Origin of the sequence: Corynebacterium provencense (genome assembly GCA_900049755.1) — a bacterium.
Taxonomy (GTDB): Bacteria; Actinomycetota; Actinomycetes; order Mycobacteriales; family Mycobacteriaceae; genus Corynebacterium; species Corynebacterium neomassiliense.
On sequence record LT160594.1, the window covers coordinates 1 to 20,171 of the forward strand.

The 20,171-nt window shown below is 66.2% G+C and carries 16 protein-coding genes; 12 read left to right on the forward strand and 4 right to left on the reverse strand.

The window, feature by feature from the left end; all coding sequences use genetic code 11:
• Positions 1-308 precede the first annotated feature (308 nt).
• The gene (locus tag BN3906_RS13265) at positions 309-3,011 is read left to right on the forward strand and encodes an FtsX-like permease family protein (RefSeq protein WP_066590054.1); all 2,703 of its coding nucleotides are present in this window, start codon (positions 309-311) and stop codon (positions 3,009-3,011) included.
• Positions 3,012-3,027: 16 nt separating this feature from the next.
• Here the strand turns inward: BN3906_RS13265 and BN3906_RS13270 are convergent, their stop codons facing one another.
• From BN3906_RS13270 to BN3906_RS13280, 3 genes are all read right to left on the reverse strand, one after another.
• Entirely contained in the window at positions 3,028-4,239 is a 1,212-nt protein-coding gene (locus tag BN3906_RS13270; RefSeq protein WP_066590057.1) for a cobalamin-independent methionine synthase II family protein, read from the reverse strand.
• 50 nt (positions 4,240-4,289) lie between these two features.
• Entirely contained in the window at positions 4,290-5,501 is a 1,212-nt protein-coding gene (locus BN3906_RS13275) for a cobalamin-independent methionine synthase II family protein (protein ID WP_066590061.1), read from the reverse strand.
• 171 nt (positions 5,502-5,672) lie between these two features.
• Positions 5,673-6,977, reverse strand: a complete 1,305-nt coding sequence (locus tag BN3906_RS13280; protein WP_078057531.1) for an aminotransferase class I/II-fold pyridoxal phosphate-dependent enzyme — start codon at positions 6,975-6,977, stop codon at positions 5,673-5,675.
• Positions 6,978-6,998: 21 nt separating this feature from the next.
• Between BN3906_RS13280 and BN3906_RS13285 the strand changes: the two genes are divergently transcribed.
• The 4 genes from BN3906_RS13285 (at position 6,999) to BN3906_RS13300 (ending at position 11,263) form a co-directional block, all read left to right on the forward strand.
• On the forward strand, positions 6,999-8,018 hold the full coding sequence (locus BN3906_RS13285) for an alpha/beta hydrolase family protein (RefSeq protein ID WP_147593009.1): 1,020 nt from the start codon (positions 6,999-7,001) through the stop codon (positions 8,016-8,018).
• A 424-nt stretch (positions 8,019-8,442) separates the two neighbouring features.
• Entirely contained in the window at positions 8,443-9,630 is a 1,188-nt protein-coding gene (locus BN3906_RS13290) for an NRAMP family divalent metal transporter (protein ID WP_066590062.1), read from the forward strand.
• Positions 9,631-9,644: 14 nt separating this feature from the next.
• Positions 9,645-10,454, forward strand: coding sequence for a putative hydro-lyase (locus BN3906_RS13295; protein WP_227871033.1), 810 nt, complete (start codon positions 9,645-9,647; stop codon positions 10,452-10,454).
• 515 nt (positions 10,455-10,969) lie between these two features.
• Positions 10,970-11,263 (forward strand): hypothetical protein, encoded by a 294-nt coding sequence (locus BN3906_RS13300; RefSeq protein ID WP_066590063.1) that lies wholly within the window; start codon positions 10,970-10,972, stop codon positions 11,261-11,263.
• A gap of 542 nt (positions 11,264-11,805) precedes the next feature.
• Here the strand turns inward: BN3906_RS13300 and BN3906_RS13305 are convergent.
• Positions 11,806-13,329 (reverse strand): aromatic amino acid lyase, encoded by a 1,524-nt coding sequence (locus BN3906_RS13305; RefSeq protein WP_066590066.1) that lies wholly within the window; start codon positions 13,327-13,329, stop codon positions 11,806-11,808.
• Positions 13,330-13,501: 172 nt separating this feature from the next.
• Between BN3906_RS13305 and BN3906_RS13310 the strand changes: the two genes are divergently transcribed.
• From BN3906_RS13310 to BN3906_RS13340, 7 genes are read left to right on the forward strand one after another with little or no spacing between them, the layout of a single operon-like run.
• Positions 13,502-14,503 (forward strand): ABC transporter ATP-binding protein, encoded by a 1,002-nt coding sequence (locus BN3906_RS13310; protein ID WP_066590187.1) that lies wholly within the window; start codon positions 13,502-13,504, stop codon positions 14,501-14,503.
• A gap of 20 nt (positions 14,504-14,523) precedes the next feature.
• A complete protein-coding gene (locus tag BN3906_RS13315) occupies positions 14,524-15,174 on the forward strand; it encodes an ABC transporter permease (RefSeq protein ID WP_066590069.1) in 651 nt (216 codons plus the stop codon).
• Entirely contained in the window at positions 15,164-15,847 is a 684-nt protein-coding gene (locus BN3906_RS13320) for an ABC transporter permease (protein ID WP_066590073.1), read from the forward strand. The genes BN3906_RS13315 and BN3906_RS13320 overlap by 11 nt, the downstream gene beginning before the upstream one ends.
• 59 nt (positions 15,848-15,906) lie before the next feature.
• Positions 15,907-16,824 carry an ABC transporter substrate-binding protein gene (locus BN3906_RS13325; RefSeq protein WP_066590075.1) on the forward strand — a complete coding sequence of 306 codons (918 nt, stop codon included), beginning with the start codon at positions 15,907-15,909 and terminating at the stop codon, positions 16,822-16,824.
• On the forward strand, positions 16,824-17,477 hold the full coding sequence (locus BN3906_RS13330) for an IclR family transcriptional regulator (RefSeq protein ID WP_066590076.1): 654 nt from the start codon (positions 16,824-16,826) through the stop codon (positions 17,475-17,477). The genes BN3906_RS13325 and BN3906_RS13330 overlap by 1 nt, the downstream gene beginning before the upstream one ends.
• Before the next feature lie 11 nt (positions 17,478-17,488).
• The gene (locus BN3906_RS13335; RefSeq protein ID WP_261797042.1) at positions 17,489-18,808 is read left to right on the forward strand and encodes an allantoate amidohydrolase; all 1,320 of its coding nucleotides are present in this window, start codon (positions 17,489-17,491) and stop codon (positions 18,806-18,808) included.
• Positions 18,801-20,171: a formimidoylglutamate deiminase gene (locus BN3906_RS13340; protein WP_222705289.1), complete on the forward strand. Its 1,371-nt coding sequence runs from the start codon at positions 18,801-18,803 to the stop codon at positions 20,169-20,171. Before BN3906_RS13335 ends, BN3906_RS13340 begins: the two co-directional genes overlap by 8 nt.

The window sequence follows — 20,171 nt, forward strand, 5'->3', positions numbered from 1 at the left end:
ATGGTACTGCACCTGGGAGGGTGTGGGAGAGTAGGTCACTGCCGGCATCATTCTTTTGTTGTTGAGGGTGTGTGGGTGCGGGGTCTGGTTGACTGTCCTGTGTGGATGGTTGGTCGGTTCCTGTGCCTGTGCACTCTCTGTTTTTTTGTGCGTGGTGTTCACCCACAATTCACCCCACAATCCACCCCAGGGGGCAGGGGTCGCACGGTGGCCGTTGCACCGGTACCGTCGGGGAGGTTACCGGACAGGACAGGCACGCGACGAGTAGCGGGCGCGGTGACACCGGAAGGTGGACCAGGTGAGCAGTAATGACGCGTGACCACACGCGGGATGAGCGTTCGCCTGCCCGGGCATGGGGAACCGTGCTGAGGCTGTCGCTGCGGTCGCTGCGCAGCAGCGCACCCCGACAGTTCCTCAGTGTTCTGGCGATCGCCGTGGCGGTCGCCTTCCTCACGTCCACCCAGATGCTGATCTCGGTCCTGAACACCACGGCGTCCTCGATGATGAGCTCCGGCTACGAGGGAGTGGACGTGGTGGTCCGACCGGGACAGGGCAGCACGGAACTTGACCCGTCTTTCCCCGACAGGATCGCATCCCTGCAGGACGTGTCTTCAGTGTCAGTTGACGACAGGAGGACCGTCAGCGTCACACTCCCCGACGGCACACCGGCGGACACTGCGGGGCACCGCGTCCACCTCGAACCCTGGCCGATCAACGGCAAGGGCAGCACCCGCGGGCAGTCGCAGATACCGGGCGAGTCCTCGGCCGGAGAAGGCTCCGGGGAGGATCCCACAGTCTCGGGCAGCAGTGAGGCCTATATCCCGGCGTCCACGGTGCAGGGCGACCTGCACCCCGGGAGCATCGTCGTGGTCGAGGACAGCACCGGAGACTACAGTCTGGCACTGCAGGATCCGCCAGAAGGGGGCGTAGCGGGCGGCACGGCCGGCACAGGCGGCACGCCTGGCACGGCCGGGGGCGGCGGGGACATTGCGGTGTACCTCCCCGCAGGGGAGTACATGGCCCGCTACGGCGCTGACGGAGTCCCGGAGATCCATGTCGCGGTCGCCGGGTCGTCCGGCGCGGAGTCCGTAGCAGCATCGGTCTCGGCACTGCTGACGTCCCCCGACGCCCCTGCGCCGGACGTGCGCACAGGTGCCGAGCTTGTCGCTGAGGCGGAGAAGACAACCAGAGACACCATCGGTTTCATCCCCTACCTTTTGTACGCGTTCGTCGGAACCGCGCTGCTGGCCACAGCCTTCACCATTTTCAACACGTTCACGACCACTGTCGTGCGCCGTCAGCGGGACACCGCACTTCTGCGCTCACTGGGCATGACGCGCGGGCAGACCGTGGCGGCCATCCTCATCGAGGCACTGTCCTGCGCGGTGGCAGGATCCGCGGCAGGGGTGGTGGTCGGACTACTCGTGGTCCGGTCGGTGGTTCCCGCTGTCGGTCGACGGCTGTCCGATGTCAGCCTGACCGTCCCGGAGCTCACAGTGGTGTCGGTCGCACTGCCGGTGGCGGTGGGGGTCGGCGTGACGCTCGCCGGAGCACTGCTGCCCGCACTGCGTTCCGGGCGGGTGTCAGCTACAGAGGCTCTGCGCCGCTCCGGGGCTCCCCGACGCGGGCCCCGGTGGGGTCGTGTTCTCGTGGGACTCATGCTGCTCACCGCAGCCCTGGCCCTGTGCCTGGCCGGACGACTGCTGTCCGGGGCGGGAACCGGGGCACGGGTGGGACTCGCCGGCGTCGGCACGGTGGCCGGTTTCGCCGGGGTGTACCTGGTCTCCCCGGCGGTTCTCCATGGCCTGGTCACTGTGATGGTGCCGGTCGTGTCCGCACTGACCCGACGCCTTCCTGTCAGCGGGGCGGCCCTCAGACTTGCCGTCGCCCAGGGACGGCGTGATCCGGCGCGGACGGCCGGAACCGCGTTCGCACTGACCCTGGGACTGGCCCTGACCACCGTGACCGGCTGTCTCGGCGCCTCGGTCGTCAACGGTGTGACGACGGCAGTGGACTCCGAGGTCACGGCCGATCTTGTCGTCAGTTCGGCGGACGGGCTGACCGGCGAGCCTGTGCCCGGACCCGCGGTCTCCGCCGTGCAGGACGCCCCGGGCGTCGCCTCGACCTACACGGTGGGCAAGGCCCCACTGATCGTGGGCACGGCCGGGGACGGTGTCGTCCTGGCGTCCGTCAGTGACGGCGATCCCACCACTGCACTGGATGTCGGGGAGACCGAAGGCACGACCGACCTGTCGGACGGGGAGGGGGTGACGATGTCGGCGTCCTTCGCCCGTCATCACGGGTGGACTGTCGGCGACACCGTGGACATCGCGGTACCCGGGCAGCCAGCGTCCGCGCCGATGCCCCTGGTCGGCACCTACGGGCACTCCCGACTTCTCGGTGACGTGGTGGTGTCCTCCACCGCATTCTGGAAACTTGCCCCCGGCTCGAGGGGACTGGGCGGGCACCGTACCCTTGCCGTCGCCGTGACCGGGGACGGTTCACAGGACGCTGCGACCCTGCGTGAGGGAATTGCCGGGGCGGTGTCCCGCTACCCGGCCGTCGACGTCCAGACACCACAGGAGTTCGCCGGGCAGCAGACGAAACTCGTCGACAGGTTCACCGCCCTCGTCTACGCGCTCTGTGCACTGGCGGTGCTGGTGGCCGTGGCAGGTGTGGCGAATACGCTGGCACTGTCCGTCGTGGAGCGTCGCCGGGAGATCGGGATGCTGCGGGCGGTGGGGGCGTCCCGCGGGTTCGTGCGCAGGACCCTGACCGCGGAAGCGGTGCTGACTTCCGTGTACGGTGCCGTGGTCGGCGTTGTCACGGGCCTCGCCGCAGGTTACGGCCTCCAGGGCGCCCTGGGCGGCGTGGGGCTGACGGCCCTTGTCGTACCGGGTGGACTGGTCCTGGGCGTCCTCGTGGGGTCTGTCGTCGTGGGGGTGGTGTCTGCGGTGGTGCCGGCGGTGAGGGCCGCCCGCATCCCCCCGTTGGATGCCGTGGAGGACTGACGCAGGTCCGGGAGGGTCAGCCGAAGAGCTCTTTCGTCGCGATGGCGGCACCCTCGACCAGGGACTCCAGCTTGGCCCAGGCGATCTGGGGGTGCAGGCGTCCTCCCAGACCGCAGTCGGTGGAGGCGACGACGTTCTCGGGGCCGACGATCCCGGCGAACTTCTCGATCCTGTCGGCGACGAGACGGGGGTGCTCGACGACATTGGTGGAGTGGCAGACGACACCCGGGTAGATCAGGGTGTTCTCCGGAAGCTGGTGGTCGGTCCAGACCCGCCACTCGTGGGCGTGGCGGGGGCTGGAGGCCTCGAAGCTGTAGCCGCCCACCCGGGCCCGCAGGACCTCGTCGATGATGTCCGCGAAGGGGATGTCGGTGGTGTGCGGGCCGTGCCAGGATCCCCAGCAGATGTGCAGCCGTGTCTGTTCGCGGGGCAGGTCCCGGATGGCCTCGTTGAGTGCGTCGATGCGGATGCGGATCCACGCGCGGTAGTCGGCGACCGTCGGTTCGGGGTTGATCTGGTCCCATGCCTCGGCGAGGTCGGGAGCGTCGAACTGGACGGTGAAACCGGCGTCGGTGATGGCCCTGTACTCGTGGGAGAGTGCGTCCGCGCAGGCCCGGACCAGTTCCTCGTCGGTGTCGTAGAACTTGTTGGTCAGACGGGCGGCGGAACCGGGGGCGATGGCTGCGACGAAAGCCCCGGACCGGTCGTGACCGACCTTGTCGAGGGCAGTGGTGAGAAGCTGGACGTCGGTGTCGACCTCCTCCTGGCCGATGTAGGTCACCGGGCCGGTGAACTCCGGGTTCGCGACCTTCGCGCGGCCGGTGAAGATACCGGACTCCGGGTCCTCGTAGGCCTCGCTGAACGCGGCACGGTCGCGTCGGTCAGGGAAGCTGGTCAGCCTGATGTGCCCCGGGGTGGAACGGATCCGCTCCGGGTTGGCCCACCGGTCGGTGTCCGTCATCGTCAGGCCGCCCAGCCGGGTGAAGGTGTAGTTCCACCAGGCGCCGTAGTCCACCGCCCCGGAGGTGATGTGGCCGTACTCGCCCTCGTTGATGATGTCGAGACCGAGGTTGTGCTGGCGGGCGACGACCTCGTCGACGCTCTGCTGGAGGATCGTGAGGAACTCCTCACGGGAGATCTCTCCGGAACTGAAACGGCTGTTGGCGTCCAGCAGCTCCGGGGTGCGGGGCAGTGACCCTACGTGGGTGGTGCGGATCTTGTTGACCATGTGACTCTTCGTGTCTCTTTCTCGGATGGACTAGTTGACGGGGCAGCTGTCTAGATGCCGTAGATCTCGCGGGACGCCAGGGCGGCGCCCTCGACCAGGGACTCCAGTTTTGCCCAGGCGATCTGCGGGTGCAGGCGTCCTCCCAGACCGCAGTCGGTGGAGGCGACGACGTTCTCGGGGCCCACCAGGTCCGTGAACTGCAGAATCCGGTCGGCGACGAGACGGGGGTGCTCCACGACATTGGTGGAGTGGCACACGACACCCGGGTAGATCAGGGTGTTCTCGGGCAGCTGGTGCTCCGACCACACCCGCCACTCGTGGGCGTGGCGGGGGCTGGCGCCCTCGAAGGTGAGGCCGCCGACCTCCGCCTTGAGGCATTCCTCGACGATGGCGCCGAAAGGCACGTCCGTGGTGTGCGGGCCGTGCCAGGATCCCCAGCAGATGTGCAGCCTGACCTGCTCCCGGGGGATTCCGCGAAGGGCCCGGTTGATCGCGTCGATACGGATGCGGATCCACGCCCGGTAGTCGGCGACCGTCGGTTCCGGGTTGATCTGGTCCCAGGATTCCGCGAGGTCAGGGGCGTCGATCTGCAGTGTGAAGCCGGCGTCCGTGATCGCCTTGTATTCCTCGTGCAGCGCCTCGGCACAGGCGATGACGATCTCCTCGTCCGAGGCGAAGTACTCGTTGGCCAGGCGGGCGGCCGAACCGGGGGAGATGGCCGCCATGAAGGCGTCCTTCCGGGGGTGTCCGGCGGCGTCGAGAGCTGTGGTGAGCAGGTTGATGTCGGCACTGACCTGCTCCTGCCCGGTGTAGGTCACCGGGCCGACGAAGGTGGGTACGCTCATCGCCCTGCCCATGAGACAGCCCGACGAGGGATCGGAGTACGCCTCACGGAACGCGGTCCAGTCACGGCGGTCGTTCATGCTCGTCAACTGCACGTTGCCGGGGGAGGAGCGGACGACGTCCATCTCCACCCACTCGCCGGGCTGCGGGGCTCGCAGTCCGGAGAAGCGGTCGAAAATGTAGGACCACCAGGCTCCGAAGTCGATCGGGTCGGAGGTGATGTGGCCGTACTCACCTTCGTTGACAATGTCGATGCCGAGGTTGTGCTGACGGGCGACGACCTCGTTGACACTGGTGCGCAGGACATCGAGGAACTCGGTCCGGTCGATGTCCCCGGCTGCCATGCGGGCCCCTGCCTCCAGCAGTTCGGGGGTGCGGGGCAGGGATCCCACGTGGGTGGTACGGATCTTGTCGGCCATGGTTACTCCTGAGGGACGGGGCTGACGGAGGCGCAGCCGAAGTGGGACACCGTGTCAGACACGGTGTGGTTGGCACGGTGAACCACAGTGCAACTCTGTGGTGAAACGCTTAAGTGAAAATCTTCAGTGGAACTCTGTGGGGGATTCTAGACCGAGCGGTTCAGTAGGTGACTATTCACCCCCGGCGAGGTGTACCTTCACCCCCGAACGCAGACGCAGGGCGGCGAGATCCAGCGTCTCATCGTTCTTGCAGAACGTCCACCGGACCAGCGTGTGCACCGGGTCAGAGGGGTCGGCGGCCGCACGGTCGTTGACGAAGGCGGAGACCGGTATCCCTGCCACGCCCACAGCTGCAGGAAGACGCCGGCAGAACTCCTCGGCAGACATGGGGTTCCCGTCGGCCCCCGTCAGCCCCAACGGGGAGATGTCGGTGATCACGTAGTATGTCCCGTCACTCCCCAGAACCTCCATCCCGGCGTCCCTCAGGGCCGTGGTGAGCCGCCCGCGGCGGGAACGCAGTGTCCGTGCCCAGTCCCGGGACCACGCGTCCGCGTTGTCCAGGGCCCAGGCCACCGCCGGCTGCAGGGGCGTGACCCCGACATAGGTGAGGAACTGCTTCGCCGCGGTGACAGGGCCGAGCAGTTCCGGCACGGCGATCGCCCATCCGGTCTTCCAGCCGGTGACGTTGAAACTCTTCGCGGCCGAGGAGATGGTGACCGTGCGGTCGGCCATGCCGTCCAAGGTCGCGAAGGGAATGTGCTCCCCGTCGAAGGCGAGACGCTCATAGACTTCGTCACTGATGACGACGATGTCTGTTCCCCGCACACAGTCGGCGATGAACTCGAGGTCACCGCGGCCCAGAACCGTGCCGGTGGGGTTGTGCGGTGTGTTGAGGAGCACGGCGGCGGTCCCCGGCCCGGCGACAGCGGCGGCGAATGCCTCCCTGTCGAGGGACCAGCGGCGGACCCCTGTGCTGCCGGTGCCGGTTGTGCCGGTTGTGGACAGTCTGAGCCGTACCGGACGTACCGTCGCACCCGCCAGCCCGACCGCCGCCGTGTAGGCGTCATAGGTCGGCTCCAGGGTCACGACACTCTGCCCCTCGTCGACCAGGCCGAGCACGGAGGCCGCGATGGCCTCGGTGGCGCCCACGGTGACCAGGACGTCGTCGGCGGTGACCTGCTGTCCCCAGCGGTTGCGCCGGTCCCGTGCGACCGCCTCGCGCAACTGTGCGACACCCGGACCCGGACCGTACTGGTTGTCGCCGCTGAGAATGGCGTCCGCGGCGATACGCAGCATCTCGGCCGGACCGTCGTCGTCGGGGAAACCCTGGCCGAGATTGGCGGCACCTGTTCGCACCGCTTCGGCGGTGACGGTGGCGAAGATGGTCGGGCCGATGCCGGCGACGCGGCCGGCCGGTCGGTGACCCCGGCCCGGGGGTGTGGTGGAAGTGGTGGTGTGTGCGGGGGACTGGACCATGACCGCAATACTATGGGCGGCATGACTCACATCCAGCGACCCACCCCCCTCACCGCCACCGGCGCGGACCCCGACCATGTCGAACACCTGGAGGCGGTGGACCCCGCTGACCTGCCCAAGGGCCATCCGAAGGACGCCATGGCCGGCCATGAGAAGCTCAGCCCACGTCAGCAGCTGGGCCTGCTCCTGCAGTACTTCCGTGACTCCTACCCGGAGATCTACACCTCCCTGACCACTGACGAGGGTGCGGGCGGTGCGGTCACCGCCGAACTGAAGGACGCCACGGAACGGATGTGGGCCCGTGTGCCCGACCTCATCACCCACTGCAGCCTCCTGGTGCTGGGGGCCGGACTCGACCAGACGATGCCGGGTGTCGCCTTCCTGAGATCGGGACCCGCGGCGTCCCCCGTCGATGTCGCCGGCCTGGCTGCCACGGTGCTGCGTCCCTCGTCCCCGACGGGTGCGGTAGCTGTGAGCCTGCACGGGGGGCCGGGCTGGTTCGGGGACGCCGAAAGCCATGACCAGCTGTGGCTGCCGTTGTTCGCGGCACTGGCGGAGAAGTCCGGGGTGACGGTCGTCGACCTGGTGTACCCCCTGCCGGGCTACGGGGACGGAACTCCGCAGAAGACCGCCGCCGCGGTGGCGTCCGCGGTCGCGGAGGTGCGGGAACGGGCCGGGGAGTTCGTCGCGGGAGCTGCAGCGGACCGGGTCGGCCTGGTGACCTTCGGGTCCGGGCTGACGGTGGCGGAGCAGGTCGTGGAGGACGCCTCGTTCCTGCTGGCGATGACACCACGGATCCCGGAAGGGCAGGACCTCGACCTGTCGGGGGTCTCCACGAGGGTGTCGGTGGCGTCGGAGGATTCCAGGGGGACGCATCCGCAGACTGTCCTGGACTGGTTCACCGCCCGTACCGGCGGCCGGGAGCCTGCCACCGGCACGGACTTCGAGTACGCGGAGTACCTGTCCGAGCACATCATCGGTGTGCCGGACGTCTGGCGCCGGAGAGTCTCTGACGATGCGGCATGGCTGGCCCGGCGGTAGGCGAGATCAGGGTGTTTTAACCGGTAACGGGAGGCGGAAAACAGGTACCGGACAGCTGTCTCCGGGTACTGGTAGCGCACGAGCTGCATGCTCGGGGGCTGCCGAAGCCGGCGCAATGTGGGAATCACGTGCGGATTCGACCTCACGCAGGCGGTGGCGTCACAGTCTGATCACCAATCTCCCTGGGCTTGGGCGCGGATCCGTCCATCGGCGCTGCCAGCGTTACAGTCTTGTAAAAGCTTTCAGATTGTTGAACACATACATTGTGGGTTGTTCAACAATCCCATAAAGTGATCTGCACCATAACGAAAGAGGTGCAACGATGAACGAAGCTGGCGCGGACAATTGTCCCGAGGGCAGTGGTACGGCTGCTACCGGTGAGAAAACGGCAGTCGGGCCATCAGACGGACAGCGCAGGAAAGGAATGACTCCCACCGGTCGCGCGGCGACATTCGGGGCGATGTTCATGATGGCCACCAGCGCCATCGGTCCAGGGTTCCTGACCCAGACCAGTGTCTTCACCGTCCAGATGGGGGCTGCACTCGCATTTGCGATCATCATCTCCATCATCATCGACATAGCTGTGCAGCTGAATGTGTGGCGGGTTCTGGCTGTCTCCGGACAGCGAGCCCATGAACTGGGGAACACCGTACTTCCCGGTCTCGGGTGGTTCATCGCAGTCCTCGTGTTCATTGGAGGAGTCGCCTTCAACATCGGCAACATCGCGGGAGCCGGGCTGGGGACCAACGCGATGCTCGGCATGGACCCGAAGCTCGGTGGCGCACTCTCCGCCCTCCTCGCTATCTGTGTCTTCCTGTCCCGAAAGGCCGGTCTTGCTCTGGACCGCATCATGATCGGCCTCGGCGCCCTGATGATCCTCCTCATGCTCTACGTTGCCGTAGTCTCCAACCCGCCGGTGGGGGAGGCTCTGAAGAACACCGTGGCTCCCGAAGAAATCGACTTTATGGTGATCACCACCCTGGTCGGTGGCACCGTCGGCGGATACATCACCTTTGCTGGAGCGCACCGACTTATCGACAGTGGTGTCACCGGTCCGGAGAATGTCGGCAGGATCACGAAGACGTCCATCGCGGGCATAGTCATCACCGGTGTGATGCGCATCCTTCTGTTTTTGGCCGTGCTCGGCGTAGTCGCGACCGGAGTGACACTGGCAGAGGACAATACCGCCGCGGACGCCTTCTACCACGCTGCCGGTGAACTGGGACTCCGCATGTTCGGGATCGTGCTCTGGGCCGCCGGACTCAGTTCAGTGGTGGGCGCCGCGTACACTTCAATCACCTTCATCACGACCCAGCAGACGCAGCCGAAAAACCGGAATGCTCTCACTGTGGCGTTCATCGCCTTTTGCGCGGTGATCTTCCTGTTCCTCGGCGCCGCTCCCCAGACCCTTCTGATCTTCGCGGGAGCATTCAACGGGATCATCCTTCCCGTCGCCTTCGCTCTTGTGCTCTGGGTCGCCTGGAAGCGCCGGGATCTGCTCCACGGGTACGCGTATCCGAAGTGGCTGCTGGTTATCGGCGTCATCGTTCTGGCGCTGGAGTTCTACCTCGGGTGGAACTCGCTGACCGGTATTGCTGATCTCTGGAAATAGAGAGGAATCTATCCGTGACTGTCCCATCCCCGATCTCCCACGAAGAGCGGGCCGCGCTGTCGCCGGCGCAGGCGCGCGCGCTCTTCCGAGACGGCCTGCAGGTCCCCACCCCCGGGTTTTCTGCGGGCTACGCACAGGCCAACCTCATCACTCTGCCGAAAGAGGATGCCTTCGACTTCCTCATTTTCGCGCAGCGCAATCCGAAGTCGTGCCCGTTGCTCGGTATCCTCGAACCGGGGGAGATCTCCTCCGAACTACTCCTCGGGGGTGATATCCGGACCGATATTCCGGGATACCGTGTGTTCCGCAACGGTGAACTCACCGAGGAACGCGCCGATGTGACCGGCTTGTGGCGTGAAGACCTCGTCTCCTTCATCATCGGTTGCTCCTTCACTTTTGAATCAGCTCTCCTCGACAACGGCATTCCGGTCGCGCACATCGAGCAAGGGTGCAACGTTCCTATGTACAGAACCTCTATCGAGACCTCTCCGGCAGGGAAGTTTCACGGGCCGATGGTGGTTTCCATGCGTCCGGTCCCGGCGAATCAGGTGGCGGATGCTGTGCGCATCACCTCTCGCTTTCCCTCGGTCCACGGGGCCCCGGTGCATGTCGGTGATCCCGGAGTCATTGGTGTCCCTGACCTCGCGCACCCGGACTTCGGCGACGCCGTCGAGGTTGCCCCGGGAACGGTGCCGGTGTTCTGGGCCTGTGGCGTGACCCCGCAGTCCGTGGTGATGAGCTCGAAGCCGGAACTGGCCATCACCCACTCGCCGGGACACATGCTGGTGACGGATGCCCGTGACCTGCAGTACCAGGTGCCGTGACGGACGGCATCAACCGCTACGCCGCCGATGCGTACCCCTGGACCGCTGAGGCGACCCGGTAGATCCGGGCCGATCCGCACCGCTCGGCGGACAACCATCCGCTGAATATGCCGCTGTCAGATGGCCGGGGTGCGGACCTCTGCCTCAGGAACGAGACCGCCCACCTGACTGGTCCATTGGAGCTCCGGCGGGCCCGCACACTGTTTCGTCCACGGCATGGCCAACGGGTGGATCCGGGAGGGCGCACGGTGGTCGAGACGTCCTCCGGATCCACGGGGATCTTTTGACAGATGGAGAGGGAGTGGTTCCCGGACCCGACGTGGATCGTCGACGCCGTCGTCGCTGTCATCACCTCGTCTAACCTGGGAGAATAGACGTCCTTTACACCGGACCACTGACCGCCCTGTGCGTAGCGGATTCGGAGAACTCCGCGTCGTTCCCCGCGTGGTCGTCCGGCGACCGTTGCCTGTTCACCAACGCGACCCTCCTGGGGCGAGGGCATCGGACGCCATCGGGTGGAACAGAGTTTCGCCGGCCTGGTCGTCGAGCGGATGATGAGCGTGTCGGACGCCGCGGCGACGGGTGTTGGCCGCGCTCTGGAACGGGTCACCGGTATCCGAACCGATAGCTCGGCAGATAAAGGCCTGTGGGTGGTGCTGCGTCTGGTGATCGAGATCGTGGATGCAGGTGAGCACTGCCTTGACAAGTACTACTCGGACACCTGGCCGGCAGAGAGGGAGATCGACGCCGGCCCGTGCCGTGACCGCATCGGGTACCGCATTTTCCCGGTCTTCCCACCTGGCACGTAGGGCAGGCCAGCTGTTCCAGATACTGCCGGTTGGTGTCACTGATCATGCCTGCGCCAGCGACGACGGTGACGTCACTAAGGCCGTAGGTGTCCATGAACGTCTCCAGCTGCGGGACGAATGCCGTCGTTTCAACCTTGTCGCACTCGAACGCCCGGATCCGCTGCGGAAACCCGTTTGTGCCGGTGAGCATTCCGAGGGTGAGTCACACTGGTCGATTAGGCGCTCCTCGGGTCACCCGGTCTCGCGGAACCAGTCACCCTTTCTTCTCGGAATACGGAGTGGTGGCCTCATTGAGGACCTATAAGGTCGGTCCCATCCCCGCATGATCAGTACACACGCCGGTGACCGCATTTCGGAACCCGTCGGTGGGGTGGCGCGGATGTGGCCGATGTCCCGGGAATCTGGTCGCCGGGAATCTGGTCTCTCGGAATGCGTGATCTGTACGTCGGTGGCCTCGGAGGCCGTGGTCACGGTACGACTTTGTGGGCTCACTGCGGTCGGATCTTGTCAAACCCGGCGTCCGGACAGTGGGTCGGGAGCTCTCAGCAGGAGCGTGTCGACCGGGCAGCGCCGTATTTCGCGCGGACCCCGCGGCCGGCCGTCAGTCCGTGACCGGGTGAGCTGCGGAGGATGTCGGCGATACCGGGCACGAAGTCGAGTGTGCGGCGGAAACCCGGCCTGAGATCGTGGTCCTCGTCGGTGGTGTCGAATGTGGACGCCCCGGACCAGATCTCGCGGAGTACGGGGGACAGCAGTCCGGCGCGGCCGCGGAGACGGAGGACCCGGACAGCGGCGAAGAGCTCACAGGCCAGCTGCACCTCGAAGGCGTCCAGGGAACGGTTCAGCTGGTCGACGGCCTGGGGTGCGAAACTGGCGTCCTCCTCCATCCCCCGGGACACCGTCGTGGTCCCCAGGGAGACCGGGGCAGCGGAGGCGCGCATCTCGGCACCGGCGGAGGAGGAGACGTACTCGAGGATCATGAGTCCCGAGGACCCCTCGGGCCCCTGCGCCACGAACGGGGGGAGACCGGTGATACCGGGGTCCATGGCGTCCGCGATCCTGCTTTCGGTGAGCGGGCAGGTGCACGCCAGTGCGAGGTTCACGGCGTCCAGCTCCTGGGCCAGTTCGATCTGGTTGAAGTTGCCGTGGTGCACAGCGTCGACAGTTCCGTCCTCCGCCTCGACGAACAGGGGATTCTCCTGGGCGATGTTCATCAGTGCGGTCAGGTGGTCCCGCAGCGCCGCAGTCCGTGCCACGAGAGCCCCGAGAACCGTGATGAAGGTACGGAATCCGTACCGTTCCTGGACGCGGGGAACGGGCCCGTGGAAGGCGGGGGAATCGGTCAGCCTCCGCAGCAGATCAGCCACCTCCGGGACGCCGGGGGCTGCGGCGGCCCGGGCGGAGGCTGCGGACCAGTGCTGCGGATTGGCGGCGACCGCAGAGGCGGTCAGTGCGAACACCGCCGCCGCGGCGTCCGTCAGCTTCTCGAGTCTGACGAGGCTGAGGACGGCCCGCGACACGGTGAGTGCGCTGCTGCTGATGAACGGGAGAGCATTGTCTGAACTGAAGCGGAACGGCGCCTGGTGCATCTCCGGGGTACAGGGACGCTCCCCGGCAAGGGCCAGCCCGAGTCCCGCCAGGGCGGAGAGGTCCCCGGTGCCGATGGCCGACCGGGAGAGAACGGTGGGCAGTTCATCGGCGTCCAGCAGCCCGACGAGGCGCTGCAGCAGTTCCGGGGGGACTCCGGAGCCGGGGTGGGAGAGCTGGCTGGCGCGCACCGCGATCATGCCCCTGACCACGGGACGGTCCAGAGGTTCCCCGGTTTCCAGGCCGTGACTGCGCAGGAGCCTCATGCCGTGTCCCTCACCCTCCAGGCGTGTGGACTTGTTGCCGCCGACACCGGTGGTCCTGCCGTACACCGGCTGCGAGGTGTCCCGGGATTCCAGGCGGTGGTGGAGCCGGCCGATCCTGTCGAGGACCTTGTCCGGGACGGAGACGGTGTCCTGTTCCACGGCGATTCTCCAGAGGGAGTCAGGGGTGAGCTGGTCGCCGAGTTCGAAAGGCATGGGGAGCTTCCTTCGTTTGACGTGCGGATATGTGTTGACGTGAACACTCCGGAGCATATCAACTTCCGCATCGTGAAAGTCCAGTTTCATGATACGGTAACAATGAAGTAACTCGGACGACACGGTGACGCAGCAGATTGAGACTGTCACCACCGCAACCAAGAGGAGCCTCATGATTGAGCTCAGAAACGTGTCGAAGAAGTATCCGGACGGCACCGTCGCAGTGACGGACCTGACGTTCAGTGCTCCCAACGGCAGAATCACCGCGCTCGTCGGACCGTCGGGCTGCGGCAAGACCACCACTCTGAGGATGGTCAACCGGCTGATCGAACCCAGCTCCGGTGAGATCCTCCTCGACGGGGAATCCGTGAAATCCCGTGACGTGGTCGAACTGCGCCGCCACATCGGATACGTCATCCAGAACGCGGGTCTGCTCCCGCACAGGACCGTGATCGACAACATCGAGACCGTGCCACGCCTCGAGAAGAAGAACATCGACAAGGCAGCCCTGCGTGAACGCGCCCGTTCACTCATGGACATGGTCGGTCTCGACTCCTCGTTCGAGGACAAGTACCCGGGACAGCTCTCCGGAGGCCAGAGCCAACGGGTCGGGGTGGCCAGAGCCCTCGCCGCCGACCCGCCGTTCATGCTCATGGACGAGCCCTTCAGCGCAGTTGATCCCGTGGTCCGCAAACAGCTCCAGACAGAGTTCCTGAAGATCCAGGCCAAGGTCGCCAAAACGATCATCATCGTCACCCACGACATCGACGAGGCGCTGCTTCTGGCGGACCAGGTTGTCGTCCTCGGGGAAAAGGCGAAGATCGAGCAGATCGGGACGCCCGAGGAACTCCTCAACGCACCGGCCAACGAGTTCGTCCGGAACTTCCTCGGGAAAGGACGGGACTACCGGGCCCTGGCATTCGGCTCATCCGCCGGTCTCGTACTCGATCCTCTGCCCGTCACCCACCCCGGCGGCGAGATCAGGACCGGTGACGTCCTGGATGCCGCGACCCTGGACTGGGCCGTGACGGTCGGGACCGACAACCTCCAGGCCTGCCTCGACGCGACCCTGGCCGCGCCCGCCGGACGGGCCGTCGCAGTGGACCCCTCCGGACGGGTGGCGGGGAGCTTCGACTCCGGTGCTGTCACAGCCGCCGCACGGGCACAGGAATAACGGCAGGACGGCAGATCACCATGAACTGGCAATGGGTCCCGGAAAACATGGACCTCATCATCGACCTGACGAAAAGTCACCTGAAACTCACACTCGTCCCGACCGGAATCGGGCTGGTGATCTCCCTGCTGCTGGGGACACTGGCCACCTACGTCCCGAGAATCCGGGAGTTCGTCGTCTCCGGAACATCACTGCTCTACACGATTCCCTCACTCGCCCTGTTCGTGCTGCTCCCGGGAATCCTGGGGACGAAGATCCTCGACCCCGTGAACATCGTGGTCGCCATGACCATCTACACCGTCGCACTGCTGGTGCGCGTGGTGGTGGACGGGCTTACATCGGTCGACGAGACCACCCTGATCTCCGCGAAAGCCATGGGATTCACCGGCGTCCAGGAATACTTCCGCGTCCGCCTTCCGCTGGCCGTGCCCGCGGTCCTCGCCGGTCTGAGGAACGTCGTCGTGTCCAATGTCTCGATCGTGACGATCGCCGCGACGATCGGTATCAGCCAGCTGGGCACACTGTTCACACTGGGATTCACCCGGAACAGCATGGAACCGATCGTGGCGGGACTGGTGTTCAGTCTCCTCCTGGCCGTGGTCCTCGACCTCGTGCTGGTGTTCATCGGCAGGCTGCTGTCCCCATGGAAGCGAGGCAAGCGTGCTCACTGAAGTCATCTCATGGCTGACCGACCCGGGTAACTGGGGCGGTGACGGCGGAATTCTCTACCAGCTCGGTTACCACATCCTCTACTCGCTGGTCTCCCTGGTGGTCGCCACAGCGGTGGCCGCCCCGGTGGCCGTGTGCATCGGGCACACGGGACGGGGCAAGCAGACGGTCATGGCACTGGCCAACGCCGCCAGGGCCCTGCCCACACTGGGTCTCCTCATACTCCTGGTGATCCTCATCTCCCCCAGTTTCTCCAGTGACCTGGCATTCCTGGTCCCGGGCCTCATCGTCCTGGTCCTCCTCGCAGTCCCCCCGATCATCACCGGAATCGTCACCGGATTCGACTCCGTTCCCGACTACGTCATCGACGCCGCCCGGGGAATGGGCATGTCCGAGATCTCCATCGTGTTCAGGGTCGAGATTCCCTGTGCCACGGCCCTGGGCATCTCGGGGATCCGCAGCGCCCTCCTGCAGATCGTCTCAACGGCCACGGTCGCGGCATATGTGTCCCTCAACGGACTCGGGCGCTTCATCCTGGACGGACGGGCGATGAACGACTACGCCCAGATCGCCGGCGGAGCAGTTCTCATCACACTTCTCGCACTGGTCATGGACCTCATCTTCATGGCTGCGCAACGGGTGGCGGTCCCCCGTGGACTCAGAGTGAAGAAATAGAACCCCAGAACCACAGAACCCCAGAACCACAGACAGCACAGCATCGAAACGGAGACACAATGTTCAAAAAAGTAATGACCACAGTTGTCGCGGCGGCAGTGACGGGATCCCTCCTGGCAGGCTGCGGCGGCGGGGACCCGACCTCCTCCGGCACCGGCTCCTCGGGAGACAGCTCGACACTGACCATCGGATCGGCGGACTTCTCCGAAAGCCAGCTTCTCGCGACGATCTACTCCCACGCACTCCGTGACGCGGGCATCAACGTGACCGAGAAACTGGGGATCGGCAGCCGGGAGATCTATCTCGAGGCACTCAAGGACGGTTCGATCGACATGCTCCCCGAGTACAGCGGAACATACCTTTCCGCACTCGACCCCGACACCACGGAGACAGACCCCGCGAAGATCACCGCTGAACTGAAGGAGAAGGTCGGTGACGGCCTCGAGATCCTGGATGTGTCGGAGGCGGAGAACAAGGATGTCGTGACACTGTCAAGTGACTTCGCCCGTGAACACCCCGAGGTCGACAAGGTCTCCGACCTGCAGGGACTCGCCGGCGACATGACCCTCGCCGGGCCTTCGGAATGGAAGGAACGCTACATGGGTGTCGCTGGTCTCAAGGAGGTCTACGGACTCGACTTCAAGAGCTTCAAGGTCCTTGACGCAGGAGGGCCGCTGACCCTCGCCTCCCTGAAGAGCGGCCAGGCTCAGGCCGGCGACATGTTCAGCAGCGATCCCGCGATCGAGGACAACGACCTCAAACCCCTCGAAGACGACAAGAACCTGTTCCTTCCCGCGCAGATCGTCCCCGTCGTGCGGTCCTCGAAGATCACCGACCAGGGACGCGAGGTCATCAACAAGGTGCAGGCAGCACTGACGACGGAAGGGTTGACCGACATGAACAGGAAGATCGCCGACGGCGGTGATCTCGGCCAGATCGCCGATGAGTGGCTCAAGGCTGAGGGGTTGGCGTCCTGATGGCGGCCGAGGGAGTCACCAAATCCGTTGAGCGGGCACTCCAGCTGCTGGGCATCGTGTGCAGCGAAGACTCCATGACACTGACAGAGGCGGCGCGGGACGCCGATCTGCCGGCAAGTACCGCACTGCGGCTGCTGCGTTCACTGTGCGCCCAGGGTTTCCTGCGCAGGGAAGAGGACGGAAGCTACCGCGCCGGGCCCCGGCTGATCCAGCTCGGCGCCAGAGCACTGTCGAAGAACAACCTGATCAACAGCGCCGGACCCTATATGCGGGCCCTGGCCGCCGAATGCGGTGAATCCGTGTACCTGTCGGTGAAGGTGAGCCAGGAGGAGGCCCTCTACATCCACATCGAGGAGGGGACCCACTCCGTCCGTCACGTCAGCTGGGTGGGCAACACCATACCCCTGGACAACTCCGCGGCAGGGAAGGTCTTCCGAGGTGACGAGGGGGAGGCCGCGGTCGTGGAGGACAGTGTGGAGAAGGACGTGACCGCCATCGCCACGGGTGTGAGGGTCGGCGGTCAGCTGGTGGCGGCGCTGAGCATTGTGGCGCCCAGCTACCGCATGGACGCCGACATCATCGACGCCCTGAGTTTCGATCTCAGGGAGATGGCCTCGGACGTGGAATGTGCACTGGGAGGAGAACTGAAGTGAGAGGAGACAAGGTGACAGACGACACCAGGGCACTGGAACAACGTGTGGCGGCAATGCTCGCCGAAATCTCACCGGTCGGCCGGGCCACCGGTGGCGGATGGTCACGTTTCGCGTGGACGGACGAGGACCGGGTTCTGCGGGAATGGTTCACCGCGAAAAGCCGTGAACTCGGTCTCACGGTCGACGTCGACAGGGCCGGAAACATCTGGTCCTGGTGGGGAGGACGCCCCACCCCCGACCGGCCCGCTGTCACGACCGGCTCCCATCTCGACTCCGTCCCCGGAGGAGGGGAGTTCGACGGCCCCCTCGGCGTCGTCAGTGCGCTGGCGGCCGTCGAGCTGCTGCAGGACGGGGGAGTCGTGCCGGAACACCCGGTGGGAGTCGTCGTGTTCAGCGACGAGGAAGGTGCACGGTTCGGGATAGCCTGCTTCGGTTCGCGGGTCCTGACCGGAAGTCTGTCCGCCGAGGAGGCGCTGTCGCGCCGGGATGCCGCAGGAACCACCCTGTCCGAGGCCCTGCGGGCCGAAGGTGTGGACCCGGAAGACTACGGTGCGGACCCGGACCTGGTCTCCGTGATCGGGGCGCACATCGAACTCCATGTCGAGCAGGGGGTCGCTCTCGGCGACCTGGACGCCCCTGTCGGGGTCGCCAGTCACATCTGGCCCCACGGGCGCTGGGAGGTGACCGTCGCCGGTGAGGCCAACCATGCAGGCACCACCCCCATGGACCGGCGGTCCGACGCGATGGTCAGGGCGTCGGAGTTCGTCCTGGCGGTGAGGGACTCCGCGGTCGCGCACGACGCCAGTGCCACCGTCGGGCGCCTCCGGGTCGAACCCAACGGTGTCAACGTCATCCCGTCGCGTGTCACGGCCTCGCTGGATGTGCGGGCGCCGGGTGAGGACACCGTGGAGGCGGTCCTTGACGATGTCGCCGACTTCGCCCCCGTCAGACAGTCCTGGACCCCCGGGACCTGGTTCGACTCCCGGCTGCGGGAGGTGGTGGCCGAGGGCGCCGCGGAGGCCACCGGACAGGAGCTGCCCGTGGTCGGAACCGGCGCCGGCCATGACGCCGGCGTCCTCCAGAACCACGGTGTGCCGGTGTCCATGCTCTTCGTCCGGAACGGTACGGGAGCGTCCCACACCCCGGCCGAACATGCCGAACTGTCTGACTGCGCTCTCGGGGTCAAGGCTCTCGCCGGTGCCCTGGTCAGCGTGGACCGGTGGCTGACCACCGTCCAGGCTGACACCGTGCAGGCTGACACCGTGCAGGCTGACGCCGTGCAGGCTGACACCGTGCAGGCTGACGCCGTGCAGGGGGTGTCCCGTGGCTGAGAACGCCACCGCCGCCACCGCCGCCATCACGGCGGCTGCAACTCCGACCGCTACCGGCTACTGGATGCGACGGGCCTGGCTGCCCGACGGTGTCGCTGAACGCGTACGGGTCGAGGTCCTCGACGGGACAGTCGCCTCGGTGGTCGCCGACGTCGACCCCCGCAGCGGTGACACGGTGCTGGACGGAACCGTCCTGCCCGGTGCAGCCAACTGCCACTCCCACGCTTTCCACCGTGCCCTCCGGGGAGCGGGAGCCCCCGGGGACACCTTCTGGGGTTGGCGGAAGACGATGTACCGCATCGCCTCGCGGCTTGACCCGGACAGCTACCTCCGGCTCGCCCGCAGCCTCTACGCGGAGATGCTCGCCGCCGGGTACACCTCCGTCGCCGAGTTCCACTACGTCCACCACCAGCCCGACGGCACCCCCTACCAGGACCCCAACATCATGGGCCTGGCACTGAAGCAGGCGGCCCGGGAGGTGGGGATAAGACTGACCCTGCTGGACACCTGCTACCTTTCCTCGGGATTCGGCGCGGCACCGGAAGGAGTGCAGAACCGGTTCTCCGACGGTGACGCAGCCGGCTGGGCGGAGAGGATCAACCCGATTCCGGACGACGACATGTTCAGACTGGGTGCGGCAGTCCACTCGGTGCGTGCCGTCCCCCGGGAACAGTTGGCGACAGTCTCCGACTGGGCCCGGCAGCGGGACACGGTCCTGCACGTCCACCTGTCGGAACAGGAGGCGGAGAACGAGGCATGCCTGCAGCACACCGGGCTGACCCCGACCGGCCTGCTCCGGGAGGCAGGGGCCTGGACGCCGAAATCGGTTGCCGTGCACGCCGTGCACCTGACCGACGACGATGTCCGGATCCTGGCGGACGACGGGGCCACAGTGTGCGTGTGCCCGTCGACGGAGGCAGATCTGGCCGACGGTATAGCACCGGTGCTGCGGCTGGCAGATGCCGGCGTACCGATGTGCATCGGCTCCGACGAGAACGTGCTCATCGACCCCTTCCGTGAGGTCAGGAGCGCGGAGATGCACGAACGCCTGCGCAGCAGGCGCAGGGAGAACCTCGCCCCCCGAGATCTTGTCGCCATGCTCTCCGGGGCCGGACAACCCGCAGCCGGATGGCCCGAAGCAGGAAGGATCGCCGTCGGTTCCCTCGCGGACTGGGTGGAGGTGGACGACAGTTCCCTGCAGTTGACGGGAGTGCTGCCGGACAGGATTCCGCAGACCGCCACCGCAGCGCAGGTACGCCGGGTCTTCGTCGGCGGAGACCTCGTCGCCGAAGACGGCGTGGTCTCCGGGGTGGAGGACCCCTGCGACGGACTGGATTCCATCATCGGAAAGCTGAGGAGCTGA